Source organism: Kosakonia sacchari SP1, assembly GCF_000300455.3.
GTDB classification, from domain to species: Bacteria; Pseudomonadota; Gammaproteobacteria; order Enterobacterales; family Enterobacteriaceae; genus Kosakonia; species Kosakonia sacchari.
On record NZ_CP007215.2, the window covers coordinates 2,164,213 to 2,177,921 of the forward strand.

Consider the following 13,709-nt stretch of genomic DNA (forward strand, 5'->3'; position numbering starts at 1 on the left):
AAAATCAAGACAACATTTAACGCTTTGGTTATTCACCGATTATTCGCGCGAGTAACGACGGAGAGGTTTTCCGCCCGGCAGGCTCTACCGACACGCTGGCAGATAAACCCGCCACTAACTCCACGCCTGCGGGCAGCTCGTCGATATGAATACGGACCGGTACGCGCTGCGCAAGGCGCACCCAGTTAAAGGTGGGGTTAACGTCCGGCAGGCCAAGACCGCCCGTTTCATCATTGCTGTCGCCGATGCCGTGCCCGATGCTCTCAACGTGACCGGTTAAGACAGGTTCAAAGCCCATCAGCGCGATGTGCGCGCGATTTCCGACATGAATATGCCGCAGTTTTGTCTCTTCAAAATAGCCCACAACCCAGAAACTGTTCGCATCAATGATGGCCACTTTGGTTTCCCCGGCGGTGGCGTAGTCCCCCGGACGCAGCCGGAGATGTGTGACGTAGCCTGCTACCGGCGCGCGCACCGTGGCATGCGCTAAATTAAGCTGTGCCAGTTCCAGCGCCGCCATCGCGCCGTGATAATTTGCTGCCGCGATGCTGGCTGCACTGCCTGTTTGTTGTAAGTCTTCGCTGGAGATCACGCCTTTTATCTGTGACCGCCTGGTCGCTGCATCCTGGCGCATCAACATCTCATGGCGTTTCGCCTCGACATCCGCCTGCGCGCTGACCACCGCCAGCTTCAGCCAGTGCGGATCGATTGAATAGAGCACATCGCCCTGATTAACCCACTGGTTATCGCGAACGGCGACATTTGCAACCGGCCCGGAAACATCCGGCGCTATCTGCACCACATCAGCACGCACCCGGCCATCACGAGTCCAGGGACGCTGCGCATAATGTTTCCACATCATGTAAGCGAGGAAGGTAGCCACCAGCACAGCGCTTAAGGTCAGTGCATAACGGCTTAAAAGAGAAAAAAAGGATTTCATACAACTAACCCCAGTGCGTTCAGCCCCTGCATAAGCAGGAAAAAAGTAACAATATAAGTGGATAAACTCATCAGCGGTCGCCATGGCAAACGGCGATAGCGCCTGCTGAAAGCGAAAAGTGGTAGCCATAACAGCGTGCAGAACAGGGCGGCAAGGGCGATCACTAGCAGGCCTGGGACGTATACCCCGCCGAGATTCATGTCATTAATCATCGGCGCGCTCCGTGTACGGTTCGCGTAATGCGCAGTGCAGATTAACCAGGCAGTCAATGAACTGGCGCGACTGCTCATGGGGTTGCAGGGATGTAAGGCCAATCATGGCCTGAATCCGCTGACGTATCGCACTCGGTGCGGTATCGCGGACAAGCAGAGAGAGGAGCTCGCCGATGTCATGCGCTTTTTGGCGGTCTTTCTGCGCCTGAAAACGGCGCAAGTGCATAACGGAAAGGCCAATGCGCAACGCGTGCAGCATCTGGTTAAGCGTTTGCTCTGCGGAGTGCCCGCTTCGCTGCAAGCGCGGCAGTAACAATGCGGTCCGGTCTATCATCAGATTGGTCCAGTGGGTTTCATCGGGTTTGAATACGCCTTTCACGCTGCGTCGAACGTCTCGTCGGCAGGCGCGTAGCAAGCGTTCAATGGCGGCGTCAGCCTGCACGGTTTGTAGCAAGCTCATACTGACCACCGCAAAGCCGGTGGCGGCAAAGAGCGCGATAGCGGTATTGACGGCCACGGCGAAATCTCCGCTGTAGTGGGCACCCAACTCGCACAAAATAGGTAGCGTCAGGGTGATCCCCATGGCCATAAAGGTGGTGGCTGGTCGGGCCTGCAACGATCCCGCCAGCAGATAGGCCGGGGCGAGCACAGCAACCAGCAGCGGAAACTCAGTCACCAGAGGCAGCAGGGCAAAGCTGTAAAGCAGGCTTATCATCACGCCCCAGGCGGAACCCACCATATATTTCACTATGTGCGGCGCTGGAGTATCGAAACTGCCAAACAGCGTGCAGCAGACCCCCAGGATAGAAACCGCCGTCGCGCCATCGGGCCATGCGGAATCAATCCAGATAAGACAACCACTCAGGATAATGACGAAAGCACCCAGCGCAGTGCGCACCGCAGACAGGCTGTCGCGGTGGAAGACATAGCCTTTTGCCGGTTTATCTTCGGCTGGCAGTTGCGCCGGCTTTGCATGCGTGAGGGCGTCCGCGAGCCGCTCGCATTGCAGCAAAAGCGTAATGGCTTCATGCAGGTGGCGGACAAGGTTCATCTGGAGTGCTGTTTCAAAGGTCAGTGCCTCTGCGGGGGCGAGTCGTTTGGTTAGCGTCGCACTGCGTTCTGCCAGCGCTTGCCCGGTGATTTTCCGTTTTGCACGCTCTTCCCCGGCGAGCCAGCTTTGCACCGCTTCCAGCAGCGTCTGGATATCGGCGGGCAGCGCAGTGACCATCAACAGGCGATCGTGTAATTCACCGCTGACGATCAACAAGCGCGCCAGCTTGTCATGCAGCGCTTTGCGCGCATGACGCACCGGTGCTGAGAAGGCAAAGTCGTAAGGAATATGGTGGCTCAGGCCTTGCAGAAACTGTAACGCCAGCGCCAGTTTCAGATTATCGGCCGCTTCGTTGGCACTTCCCGCCAACGTGTCTGCCAGCATCTGACGTGCAGAATTCAGTGTTTGCGCGATTTTGCTATTGAACAGGCCGGAGATCCGTTTTGGCAACACATAACGGTGAATAAGCGCCGCGCAGAAAATGCCAATTCCGATCTCCTGCACACGAACTATGGCGGTATCAAAAATCTCGCCGGGGTGAAATACCGCTGGAAAACCAATCAGACTCGCCGTGTAACCGGCCAGCACAAAGGCGTAGGCGCGGGGTGTGCGCTCGAGCAGCGATAAATAGAGACAAAAGGTGATCCAGCCGGTGAGTACCACGCTACAAAAAATCGGCGTATTCACGAAAGTGGGCACAATCAACACCGTCGCGCCGGCACCCACTATCGTACCGGCTAAGCGGTAGACGCTTCGGCTCAGCGACGCGCCAACGGAGGTTTGCGACACAATATAAACGGTAATGATCGCCCACGAGGGTTTTTCCAGGCCGATCGATAGGGCGATGTAATACGCGAGCATCGCCGCTGCAAAGCTCTTGGCGGAATAAAGTAACGCGTTGGCATCGCCCGTTAATGCGACTGAACCAAACATTCTGCCTGTACGACGAAGCAGGGCAGATAAATCGCACAACAAATGGCTGGGGGAGAAATCGATTTTGTTCATGCCGCAAAGTATTACCGGCTTGCGCATGCCATTAAATACTCTATTCTGTCAAAAAATACCTAAATGTTGCCAATCGTATGCAGCCTAACTACGCCACAACCGTGTTTGACCCCGATGACACGCACAGCCCGGCAGTTGCCCGGCGTCTCGATTTTGTGGATTACGAAGCCGAGATGCCGGTTCATACGCACCGCAAAGGGCAATTAATCATTGCGCTGTATGGCGCAGTGACCTGTCGTGCGGAAAATGAGATCTGGATTGTGCCGTCGCACTGCGCGGTATGGATCCCAGGCGGCACGCCTCACAGCGCCAGTGCCACCTGGAACGCGCATCTGAATTATCTTTTTATTGAACCCGGGGCCGCAGCACTGCCGAATCGCTGCTGCACGCTGGCCATTTCTCAGTTGATTAAAGAGTTGGTTGATCGCTTAACCCGTGAAAATGTCGATTACCCGCCAGATAGCCATGCCGCGAGGCTAACCCGGGTTACGCTTGATGAGCTGGTCACCATGCCACAGCAGAACTTCAGTTTACCGGTTTCTGCGCATGCCAAAATTCGCGCCATGGCCGATACACTGGTGAGCCATCCGGAAGATCGCAGCACGTTTAAAGCGTGGGCGAAGCGCCTTGCGCTTAGTGAGCGCTCTCTGGCGCGTTTGATGTTGCGCGAGACGGGGCTGACCTTTGGGCGATGGCGTCAGCAACTCCATTTGATTATTGCGCTGCAGGCGTTAGCCAGCGGCGAATCCGTGCAAAACGTGGCGACAAAACTTGGCTATGAATCCGTGAATGCGTTTATCACCATGTTCAGAAAAACGATGGGCAGTACGCCAGCACACTACTTTGCCGAACGAAAAACACCGTAACCTGCAAGTGTGAATAATCGTTGTTGGTGCCTGGGCGTGACATTAGCCCAGGCATTGACAGACAAAAGCAACATTCACTGCATCAGCAGGGCAATGAGTGCGAGTAGCGCCGGAAGTGCCTGCACATAGAGTATCTTCCGGCTGGCTGTTACGGCACCGAAAATCCCGGCAATCAGCACGCAGATCAGGAAAAAGAGGGTAACCGGCACGCCGCTTGCACCCAGCCATAATCCCCAACATAGCCCCGCCGCCAGAAAGCCGTTATACAGCCCCTGGTTCGCAGCCAGCACGCGGGTGTCGCGCGCAAACTCCGCGCTAAGATTAAAGGCTTTGTGGCCTGTTTTGGTGTCCCACAAAAACATTTCGAGCACCAGAATGTACAGATGAATGGCGGCGACAATCGCAACAAGAACAGTAGCTAACACAGGAAACCTTACTGGAAAAGGGCAGGTGACGTGGAGTATAGATAATCGCGGCGGCTCGCGCAGCGAGCACGGTGAGGATTATGTCGTTTTTCGCGCTTCATCGCGTTTTGCCCCATCGACAATATGACTGATGACAGGCTTGGGCAAGGTAGCGGTTAATAATGAACATCTACGAAACACAGTATCAGGAACGAATAGCAAACGGAGAAGCCGCCTGGGCCGGAGAGGGTTATCACAGGGCGAAGGCGCAACAGGAGCAAGTTTTTTCATGGCTTGGGCAGCACCAGTACCTCCCGCAACCCGGTGCAACAGTTCTTGAGCTGGGGTGTGGCAATGGCGCGATGGCTGCGGAATATTTTGCCCGGCGGGGTGACGATGTCTGGGGCGTGGATTTCGCGCAAACCGCGATCCGCTGGGCTGAAGAACGCTTTACGCAAGCAGGTCTGCGCGCGCACTTTTGGGTCGGTGATGTCTGCCATCTTCCTCAGTGCAAAGCGGCAACGTTTGATCTGATTATTGATGGCAGTTGTTTGCACTGCCTGATCGGCGAGGCAAGGCAACGCTGTTTTGCTGAAGTGCGACGATTGCTCAAACCCGCAGGACATTTCATTGTCAGTTCGATGTGCGGGATGCCGCGTTATCAGGAAGACAGGGAGAATTACGATACCGAACATCATCACCTGCTTAGAGAGGGGCAAGCCTGGCGCACGTTAAAACCCCTCCCGGACTTAATGGAGGAGTTGCAGAAAGCGCGATTTACCGTGCTGGCAAGCCGCGTTAATCCTAACCCGTGGTGGGATCATGCGACCTTAGTCTGCGCAGCGCATTGACCTGCGGGTAGTGATTTGCCGCGACGTGCTAAAGCGAAATATCAATCAGGACATGCGAAGGAGCCGCTGGCCGTCGCGCTACGCGCAACGAAAAAAAAGACGACAAGAGATGTCGTCTAAACGTGGAACGTGAGGAGCCCGTATCAGGGTCATTCGAGCTTTCTTGTGATGGTATTCAGTTGACGGTCAGGCGAAGACCAAGCACGTCCGGATAGGGGGCAAAGTAATTCTGTTTTAACAGGTAGCGATCCGGGTATTCGGCCAGATAGTGCTTCAGCAGCGTTATTGGCGCGAGGATCGGCAGCAGCCCGTTGCGATAATGAAGGATCACATCGCGCAGTTCGCCGCGCTGGCGGCTGTTCAAATGCTCACGGAAGTAGCCCTGAATGTGCATCAGTACGTTGGTATGATTTTTCCGCGACGCGGTTTTTTTCAGGATCGCCATCAGCTTTTCGCGGTATGCCACAAAGAAGGCGTCCAGATCGTCCCATTCGTGCAGCGAGGCGACGAAGGGGCCAATCTCACGGTAACCGGCCTGGTCGTGCGCCAGCAACTGAAGTTTGTAGCGGCTGTGGTAGTCCAGCAACGCGCGACGGGTCAGCCCGTGAGCCTTGAGCGTGTTGAGTTCGTGCAGAGCGAAAACGCGCTCGACAAAGTTTTCCCGCAACAGCGGATCGTGCAGACGGCCATCCTCTTCAACCGGTAACCACGGATAGCGCTCCAGCAATGCGCCGGTAAACAGGCCCACACCCTCTTTACGCCCGCGATTGCCTTTTTCATCATACAGCCGCACGCGCTCCATGCCGCAGCTCGGCGATTTGGCACAGACGATAAAACCAGAAAACGCGCTGACTTGCGGAAGATATGTCCCGGTGAAGTCAGCCATTTTCTGCGTTACATCTTCATGTGGCGCATGGCTGAAACGCATGCGGAGTGCTGAATCGCTGTTCTGCACCAGACGCAGCGCTGGGCGAGGTACGGGCAGGCCAATAGACATTTCAGGACACACCGGTTTGAACGTCACCCACTGTGCCAGTTCGTCCATCACAAAACCCATGCGTTTGTGCCCGCCGTCAAAACGTACCGCCGAGCCGGTTAAACATCCGCTAATGCCAATGATGGGTTGCGTGTTCATGAGGTTATCCTCTTACTGCGCGTTATGGATGAAGAAACATGCCGCTTCGCAAATGGTCGTGACGGGTGTCTTCATCCCGGTTGTATTACGTAGTGTCCTGTAATGACTGCCGTTGCCTTTCACCTGCCTGCGGAATGCCTTGCCCATGCTTTGAGAACGTTGGCACTGAGGTATGTACCTTCCGGAGGCGCTAAATAACGTGGTATTACGGCATACTTCAAACTTACACAATTAAATTTATTTGTCCAAGTTTTGCTGAGGATATTTTTAATTTAGCAAGAAATTCAATGGGGTGAAAATGCCGTCATTATGCGATGTTAATGCCTGCAGCAGACCCGCAACGTTTTACTGTTGCGCTGCGAAGCGGGCGAGTGGCGAAAAATGAATTTAGAGTGAGATAACTTCGAGGGAGACGACAGAGGCCTGCCAGAGCGCGATCTGCTTTTTACGCGCGGCGGAGAGTGTGCCGGTGGTGACCAGTAGCCACTTTCGCTGCGGGAAAATCTCCGGAGCCAGCGTGGTGGGCGGCACTGGAAGTACGTCGATACGGTGACCCTGGCCGGTACGTTTAAGCGCTTCGAGCCAGATTTCGCACGGGTCGGTAAGGTGCCATCCGGTGATGAGATAGTTATCGCCCGGCGCCTTTCTGTCGCCTTCGAGGCAAAACGAGGTGTAGGAGAGGATGATGCCGTCCAGAACTTCGCGCAGGGTCATCATGGCAGGAATATTGGCTGAAACTTTGCTGCGCAGCGGGCGCAACACTTCGTTGATCAGCTCCGGGCGTGGATATTCGCGGCCTGAATCGTAAATCAGCTGGCGCAGGGATTCGATTTTTCCCTCTTTCAGCCGCTGCAACATGCTCTCCTGCAGGGTGAGCCAGTTGTTAGTCCTGTGCGCTTCCGGACGCGCCAGCAGGGGTTTCACCTGACTTACCGGCACCCCTTTTTTCACCCAGTCGAGGATTTTCAGTGCCTGCTGGACATCATCATCGCTGTACAGTCGGTGGCCGCCCCCGGTACGCATCGGTTTAAGCAGGCCGTAACGCCGCTGCCACGCACGCAGCGTTGTCGGGGTGATCCCGCAAAGTTGAGCAAATTCGCCGATGGAGTAAGACATGGGGGAAACCTGATAAGAGAGAATGCTCTCAATATACTACGAATACTAATGAGTTGAATGAAGAGCGGACCGTTTGCACTACACTTTACTGCCAACTGCGACAATGAAAGGAGCTCTCATGAAGCTATGGCCTGTGGTGACCGGTGTTGCTATTGCCCTGACACTGGTTGCCTGTAAATCCCCGACGCCGCCAAAAGGGGTTCAGCCGATCACCGGCTTTGATGCCAGCCGGTATTTGGGCAAATGGTATGAAGTCGCCCGTCTGGAGAATCGCTTTGAACGCGGGCTGGAACAGGTGACCGCAACCTACGGCAAGCGCAGCGACGGGGGCATCAGCGTCCTTAACCGCGGCTACGATCCGCAAAAGCAAAAATGGAGCGAAAGCGAAGGGAAAGCTTATTTCACCGGCAAGCCTTCGACAGCCGCGCTGAAAGTCTCTTTCTTTGGCCCGTTTTACGGCGGCTATAACGTCATTAAACTTGACGATAATTACCAGTACGCACTGGTGAGCGGCCCGAACCGCGATTATTTGTGGATCCTGTCGCGCACGCCAACGCTGCCCGAGGCGGTGAAACAAGATTACCTGAATACCGCGCGAGGTCTCGGTTTCCGGGTTGATCAACTGGTGTGGGTGAATCAGTAACGGGGCGTTAAAAACATTCCTCATGTTGCGCTGAAAAACGCTTGTCAGTGGGGATTATCTACTGACGAGCCTGCCGCGTAGTTTAAACGCGGGTTTCGGCTTTTTCAGGCTACAGGGGATGTTGGCTGCGCTTATGTGAGATGACAGGCGATGTGCTGAAAACAAAAATCCACGCAATTGCGTGGATTTTATAGAGTTTGCCAGTCTGCATGCGATTTAGTAACACCGCAGCAGGCAAGAGGAGTGATTAGACGTTGAACAGGAAGTTCATCACATCGCCATCTTTTACGATGTACTCTTTGCCTTCTGCACGCATCTTGCCGGCTTCTTTCGCGCCTTGCTCGCCTTTGTAAGCGATGAAATCTTCATACGCGATGGTTTGCGCGCGAATAAAGCCTTTTTCAAAGTCAGTATGGATTTTACCCGCCGCTTGCGGCGCGGTTGCGCCAACCGGGATGGTCCAGGCACGCACTTCTTTCACACCGGCGGTGAAGTAAGTTTGCAGGTTCAGCAGGGAATAACCGGCGCGGATAACACGGTTCAGCCCCGGCTCTTCCAGACCCAGTTCGGCCATGAACTCGTCACGCTCTTCGTCGTCCAGCTCGGCAATATCCGCTTCAACGGCGGCACAAACCGGCACAACGACGGAGCCTTCTTGCTCTGCGATAGCGCGAACCTGGTCGAGGTACGGGTTATTTTCGAAGCCGTCTTCGTTCACGTTAGCGATATACATGGTCGGTTTCAGCGTCAGGAAGCTCAGGTAACGAATCGCTTCTTTCTCTTCTTTGCTCAGATCCAGCGCACGCAGCATACCGGCGTTTTCCAGCTGCGGCAGGCATTTTTCCAGCGCAGCCAGCTCAACTTTTGCGTCTTTATCGCCGCCTTTCGCTTTTTTGGACACGCGATGGATAGCGCGTTCGCAGGTATCCAGGTCAGAAAGCGCCAGTTCGGTGTTGATAACGTCGATATCTTCCGCCGGGTTCACTTTGCCCGCCACGTGGATGATATTGTCGTTCTCGAAGCAGCGCACAACGTGGCCGATAGCTTCTGTTTCGCGAATGTTGGTCAAAAACTGGTTTCCCAGACCTTCGCCTTTAGACGCGCCTTTTACCAGACCGGCGATATCGACGAATTCCATGGTGGTCGGCAGAATGCGCTGCGGTTTCACGATTTCCGCGAGTTTATCCAGACGCGGATCGGGCATCGGTACGACACCGGTGTTCGGCTCAATAGTACAGAACGGGAAGTTCGCCGCTTCAATACCTGCTTTGGTGAGCGCATTGAACAGGGTGGATTTACCTACGTTGGGCAGGCCAACGATACCGCATTTGAATCCCATGATGTAATTACCTTAATATCTTGATAATCAACCTGTTGCGAAAAACAGATTGTAGAAAAGTGAATAACTTTGGCTATTATACACGTAACCGCTGTTACGCGCGGCAAAAATGCCGCCGCAACGCGCTTACTGCGCCTTAAAGGCGTGCAGGCGATTGGTGGCTTTGGTTAAACCTTCTTTCAGCCAGATCTCGGTACAACGCGCCGCTTCGTCTACGGCTTCGTCAATCAGCTTTTGCTCGGAAACCGGTGGTTTGCCCAGCACAAAACCGACAACCTTGTTTTTATCACCCGGATGACCAATTCCAACGCGTAAACGGTGAAAATTGGGGTTATTGCCCAATTTACTGATGATATCTTTCAGACCGTTGTGGCCACCGTGACCGCCCCCCAGCTTAAATTTTGCCACACCGGGCGGCAGATCCAGCTCATCGTGGGCGACAAGGATTTCGTCCGGGTTGATGCGGTAAAACGTCGCCATTGCCGCGACCGCTTTACCACTCAGGTTCATAAACGTGGTGGGAACCAGCAGGCGCACGTCTTCACCCGCCAGATTGATGCGCGAGGTATAGCCGAAAAACTTCGGCTCGTCGCGCAGCGGCGCGCGGGCTCTCTCCGCCAACAAATCAACATACCAGGCGCCTGCGTTATGGCGCGTCGCGGCGTATTCAGCGCCGGGATTCGCCAGCCCGACAATCAGTTTAATCGTCACTTTTTATTCCTGACCAGATCAATGTCCGGCGCGTAGTTTACGTTGTGCGGGACGCGAAGACAAAATTCTCCCGGCTAAACGCGAAAAATGATAATGATTGCTCACATCAACCATTCGAATTTCAAGTAGTTCAGTGGGTTATTTGTAAATTTGTGTTAGTCATCGATGTGTAATTGTGATCGTGCCCGCAACCGCTAAAAGGGGGACTGTCTATACTTTACACACAAGGATTGGGGTTATCCCATCCAACCCGTCGTTCCGGAGGTGACAGATGAAACGCAAAAACGCTTCGTTGCTCGGTAATGTGCTTATGGGGTTGGGGTTGGTCGTGATGGTTGTCGGCGTTGGTTATTCCATTTTAAACCAGCTGCCACAACTTAACCTGCCGCAGTTTTTTGCCCATGGCGCTGTGCTGAGTATCTTCCTCGGCGCCGTTCTCTGGCTCGCTGGCGCCCGCGTAAGTGGTCATGAGCAGGTGTGCGATAAGTACTGGTGGGTGCGTCATTATGACAAGCGCTGCCGCAGGGACCGCCAGCATCATAGTTAAAAAATCAGTTTCGATAACGGTTCCTGCGGGAACCGTTTTTTTTGGCTTTTTTCTTGACCCTCACGTAACGTGAGGCTCGATAGTCCAGTCTGTGGGCGAGAAAGGAGCAGCTATGTTGATTCAGGTGGGGGAGTTAGCGCGACGTGCGGGGATTAGTGTGCGTACGTTGCACCACTATGAGCAAATTGGTCTGCTTTTGCCTTCTGCCCGAAGTGCCGCCGGATACCGGCTTTATGCGCTCGCTGATGTCAAACGTCTGCATATGATCCAGGCGCTGGCGAAAGCGGGCATGGAACTGGCGGCAATCGGGGATTATCTGGCGCGGGAAACGCGCCCGCTGGCGGAATTACTGGATGCCCAAATCACGCTGCTCGACAAGCAAATGCGCAATATTGTCACTCTGCGCGAACAGCTTGTGCTGTTGCGTGATGGTCTCGCCAGCGGCGTGGAGCCCGATCTGGAGTCCTGGCTACAGACCCTGGAGTTAATGAAAATGTACGATCGTTGGTTTAGTCCGCAAGAGTTACAGGAATTACCGTTTGCCTCACGCGATGAGGCACGCGAGCGGTTCTGGGCGCAAATGGTGAGCGAAGTACAAACCCTTTTAGCACAGAAGTGCCCGGTGGATGATCCGCGCGCAATGGTGCTGGCAACCCGCTGGATGACGCGGCTGGAGCAGGATACCGCCAACAAACCGGAGTTTCTGACCCGCTTAAATGAGATGCACCGCGTGGAACCCCAAATGCGTGAGCAAACGGGCATTACGCAGGAAGCGGTCGATTTTATTACCCGTAGTTTTGCGGAAAGTAAGCTCGCCATCTGGCAGCGTTATTTGTCTCCACAAGAGATGGCGTTTACCCGCGCGCACTATTTTGACCGCATGATGGAGTGGCCGCCGCTGGTGGCGAAACTGCATACCGCTCAACGCCAGGCAGTAGATCCAGAGTCTGACGAGGCGCAGGGGCTGGCTGCTAGCTGGCTGGAACTGTTTCAGTCTTACGCCGGAACCGATCCGCAGACGCAGCAAAAATTCCGCAATGCGATGCAGCAGGAGCCGCATCTGATGAAAGGGACGTGGATGACGCCCGAGGTGCTGCAATGGCTACAACGGGCGATCGAAGTCATGATGCGGCGTCGCGCATCATGATGACAGGTCGGCTAAGGCCGCATCGCGGTTAGGGAAAAAAGCCAGACGGCCAGGGATTGGCTGTATACCCGCGCGCGCCAGCGTGCGCAGCGGCTGGAACTCAAGATTGCTGACGCGCAGCTCCGTGCCTTCCGGCAGGCGGTTGACGAAGCGACGGAAAGCATCAAGCCCGCCCGCATCCAGCACCGGCACCGCATCCCATTTCAGCACCACAATGCGTTTCCCGACGATACGGGTTTCCAGATCGCTGAACACACTTTCTGCGGCAGCAAAAAACAGCGGGCCTATCACGCGCAGCACCAGCACATCATCCGGTACGCTGACGTTTACCACGGCCAGGCGAGTCATCCGCGCGATACGGCGCATAAACAGCAGCGACGCGAGCACAATCCCTACGCTGATGGCGATCACCATATCGAACAGCACGGTCAGTGACATACAAATCAGCATCACCACAATGTCATCCACCGGCGCGCGGCGCAGCAGGTCAATCACTTTGTGCGCTTCACTCATGTTCCACGCCACCATCAGCAGCAGCGCCGCCATCGCAGACAGCGGCAGCCAGGAGAGCAGGGGTGCCAGCGCCAGTAGCGCCATGATCACTAACAGGGAGTGGATCACTGCCGAAATGGGTGATGTCGCACCGGCGCGGACGTTGGCTGCCGAACGGGCAATTGCAGCGGTCGCGGTGATCCCACCGAAGAACGGCGCAGCAATATTACCCAGCCCCTGACCAATCAGCTCGCTGTTGGCTTTGTGTTTGGTGCCAGTCATACCATCCAGCACGACAGCGCACAGCAGTGATTCGATAGCACCGAGCATGGCCATAGAAAATGCCGCAGGCAGCAACGCGCGCAGCGAATCCCAGCTCAGGGTAAATTCAGAGCCCGGCAGATCCCATGGCAGCACCAGTTGCGGCAGAAGCTGCGGGATGCCGTTGCCCTGAGAACCATCGGCCAGCACGTAGTGAAATTGTGAACCGATGGTCGCGACGTGACCGCCGAGCAGATTGACTACCAGCATCACCGCACAGCCCGCCAGCAGCGCGGGCAAATGTCCCGGCAGGCGTAAACGCAGGCGCGGCCACAGCACCAGCGTGGCGAGGGTGACGATACCAATTGCCGCGTCACCCGGATTGACCGTGGGCAGCGCCATTACCAGCGCGCCGACTTTTTGCAAATAGTGTTCCGGCACGTGCGGCATTTGCAGGCCGAGAAAATCTTTTATCTGCATGGTGGCAATGGTGATGCCGATCCCGGAGGTGAAGCCGAGCGTCACAGAAAGCGGAATGTATTCAATTAGCCGTCCAAAGCGCGCCAGCCCGAAGAGGATCAGAAACACGCCGGACATCAACGTTGCTACCAGCAGGCCCGACAGACCAAACTGTTGCGACACCGGATAGAGGATAACCACGAAGGCGGCCGTCGGGCCGGAAACGCTGTAGCGCGAGCCGCCGCTCAGGGCGATAACAATCCCGGCAACCGCCGAGGTATAAAGCCCGTATTGCGGCGCCACGCCGCTGCCGATCGCCAGCGCCATTGCCAACGGGATGGCGATAATACCCACCGTTATGCCGGCAATCAGATCCCGGGTGAAACGGGCGGTGGTGTATTTCTCTTTCCAGCACGCGTCGATTAGCGCGCGAAAAGGCATGACATGAGGTGAGAACAATCTGTTCACAATGATCTTGCGTCCCCTGGAAATCATTCGATAACTAATTAATAAATCATACAAATAATATT

At 55.2% G+C, this 13,709-nt stretch carries 14 protein-coding genes; 5 read left to right on the forward strand and 9 right to left on the reverse strand.

What is annotated here, in order from left to right; all coding sequences use genetic code 11:
• Positions 1-28 precede the first annotated feature (28 nt).
• From C813_RS33280 to C813_RS33290, 3 genes are read right to left on the reverse strand one after another with little or no spacing between them, the layout of a single operon-like run.
• Positions 29-940 carry an HlyD family efflux transporter periplasmic adaptor subunit gene (locus tag C813_RS33280; RefSeq protein ID WP_017457124.1) on the reverse strand — a complete coding sequence of 304 codons (912 nt, stop codon included), beginning with the start codon at positions 938-940 and terminating at the stop codon, positions 29-31.
• On the reverse strand, positions 937-1,152 hold the full coding sequence (locus tag C813_RS33285) for a DUF1656 domain-containing protein (protein ID WP_017457125.1): 216 nt from the start codon (positions 1,150-1,152) through the stop codon (positions 937-939). Before C813_RS33285 ends, C813_RS33280 begins: the two co-directional genes overlap by 4 nt.
• Positions 1,145-3,208, reverse strand: coding sequence for an FUSC family protein (locus C813_RS33290; protein ID WP_046199716.1), 2,064 nt, complete (start codon positions 3,206-3,208; stop codon positions 1,145-1,147). Before C813_RS33290 ends, C813_RS33285 begins: the two co-directional genes overlap by 8 nt.
• 77 nt (positions 3,209-3,285) lie before the next feature.
• On the opposite strand from C813_RS33290, the gene C813_RS33295 reads away from it, so the two are divergent.
• Complete coding sequence (locus tag C813_RS33295; RefSeq protein ID WP_017457127.1) at positions 3,286-4,074, forward strand: AraC family transcriptional regulator; 789 nt, start codon at positions 3,286-3,288, stop codon at positions 4,072-4,074.
• A 74-nt stretch (positions 4,075-4,148) separates the two neighbouring features.
• Here the strand turns inward: C813_RS33295 and C813_RS33300 are convergent, their stop codons facing one another.
• Entirely contained in the window at positions 4,149-4,499 is a 351-nt protein-coding gene (locus C813_RS33300; RefSeq protein ID WP_017457128.1) for a DUF1304 domain-containing protein, read from the reverse strand.
• 161 nt (positions 4,500-4,660) lie between these two features.
• Between C813_RS33300 and C813_RS33305 the strand changes: the two genes are divergently transcribed.
• Complete coding sequence (locus C813_RS33305) at positions 4,661-5,329, forward strand: class I SAM-dependent methyltransferase (protein WP_017457129.1); 669 nt, start codon at positions 4,661-4,663, stop codon at positions 5,327-5,329.
• 175 nt (positions 5,330-5,504) lie between these two features.
• On the opposite strand, the gene C813_RS33310 is transcribed toward C813_RS33305, so the two are convergent.
• Positions 5,505-6,464, reverse strand: a complete 960-nt coding sequence (locus tag C813_RS33310) for a YbgA family protein (protein WP_017457130.1) — start codon at positions 6,462-6,464, stop codon at positions 5,505-5,507.
• Between the two features lie 387 nt (positions 6,465-6,851).
• Positions 6,852-7,580 (reverse strand): MerR family transcriptional regulator, encoded by a 729-nt coding sequence (locus C813_RS33315; RefSeq protein WP_017457131.1) that lies wholly within the window; start codon positions 7,578-7,580, stop codon positions 6,852-6,854.
• Between the two features lie 118 nt (positions 7,581-7,698).
• Here C813_RS33315 and C813_RS33320 point away from each other — a divergent pair, with 118 nt between their 5' ends.
• Positions 7,699-8,223 carry a lipocalin family protein gene (locus tag C813_RS33320; protein WP_017457132.1) on the forward strand — a complete coding sequence of 175 codons (525 nt, stop codon included), beginning with the start codon at positions 7,699-7,701 and terminating at the stop codon, positions 8,221-8,223.
• A 247-nt stretch (positions 8,224-8,470) separates the two neighbouring features.
• On the opposite strand, the gene ychF is transcribed toward C813_RS33320, so the two are convergent.
• A complete protein-coding gene (ychF, locus tag C813_RS33325) occupies positions 8,471-9,562 on the reverse strand; it encodes a redox-regulated ATPase YchF (protein WP_017457133.1) in 1,092 nt (363 codons plus the stop codon).
• A gap of 126 nt (positions 9,563-9,688) precedes the next feature.
• Positions 9,689-10,273 (reverse strand): aminoacyl-tRNA hydrolase, encoded by a 585-nt coding sequence (pth, locus tag C813_RS33330; RefSeq protein WP_017457134.1) that lies wholly within the window; start codon positions 10,271-10,273, stop codon positions 9,689-9,691.
• A 271-nt stretch (positions 10,274-10,544) separates the two neighbouring features.
• Here pth and ychH point away from each other — a divergent pair, with 271 nt between their 5' ends.
• The gene (gene ychH / locus C813_RS33335) at positions 10,545-10,820 is read left to right on the forward strand and encodes a stress-induced protein YchH (RefSeq protein WP_016495800.1); all 276 of its coding nucleotides are present in this window, start codon (positions 10,545-10,547) and stop codon (positions 10,818-10,820) included.
• Between the two features lie 112 nt (positions 10,821-10,932).
• A complete protein-coding gene (locus tag C813_RS33340) occupies positions 10,933-11,967 on the forward strand; it encodes a MerR family transcriptional regulator (protein ID WP_017457135.1) in 1,035 nt (344 codons plus the stop codon).
• Here the strand turns inward: C813_RS33340 and dauA are convergent.
• Positions 11,962-13,647, reverse strand: a complete 1,686-nt coding sequence (gene dauA / locus C813_RS33345; RefSeq protein ID WP_071957269.1) for a C4-dicarboxylic acid transporter DauA — start codon at positions 13,645-13,647, stop codon at positions 11,962-11,964. The two genes, C813_RS33340 and dauA, sit on opposite strands and share 6 nt — an antisense overlap.
• Positions 13,648-13,709 lie beyond the last annotated feature (62 nt).

Coding starts and splice junctions, on each gene's coding strand:
- C813_RS33320 (WP_017457132.1), top strand. CDS start 7,699: ATGAAGCTATGGCCTGTGGTGACCGGTGTTGCTATTGCCCTGACACTG.
- C813_RS33340 (WP_017457135.1), top strand. CDS start 10,933: ATGTTGATTCAGGTGGGGGAGTTAGCGCGACGTGCGGGGATTAGTGTG.
- C813_RS33305 (WP_017457129.1), top strand. CDS start 4,661: ATGAACATCTACGAAACACAGTATCAGGAACGAATAGCAAACGGAGAA.
- C813_RS33310 (WP_017457130.1), bottom strand. CDS start 6,464: ATGAACACGCAACCCATCATTGGCATTAGCGGATGTTTAACCGGCTCG.
- C813_RS33290 (WP_046199716.1), bottom strand. CDS start 3,208: ATGAACAAAATCGATTTCTCCCCCAGCCATTTGTTGTGCGATTTATCT.
- C813_RS33280 (WP_017457124.1), bottom strand. CDS start 940: ATGAAATCCTTTTTTTCTCTTTTAAGCCGTTATGCACTGACCTTAAGC.
- ychF (WP_017457133.1), bottom strand. CDS start 9,562: ATGGGATTCAAATGCGGTATCGTTGGCCTGCCCAACGTAGGTAAATCC.
- ychH (WP_016495800.1), top strand. CDS start 10,545: ATGAAACGCAAAAACGCTTCGTTGCTCGGTAATGTGCTTATGGGGTTG.
- C813_RS33285 (WP_017457125.1), bottom strand. CDS start 1,152: ATGATTAATGACATGAATCTCGGCGGGGTATACGTCCCAGGCCTGCTA.
- C813_RS33295 (WP_017457127.1), top strand. CDS start 3,286: ATGCAGCCTAACTACGCCACAACCGTGTTTGACCCCGATGACACGCAC.
- C813_RS33315 (WP_017457131.1), bottom strand. CDS start 7,580: ATGTCTTACTCCATCGGCGAATTTGCTCAACTTTGCGGGATCACCCCG.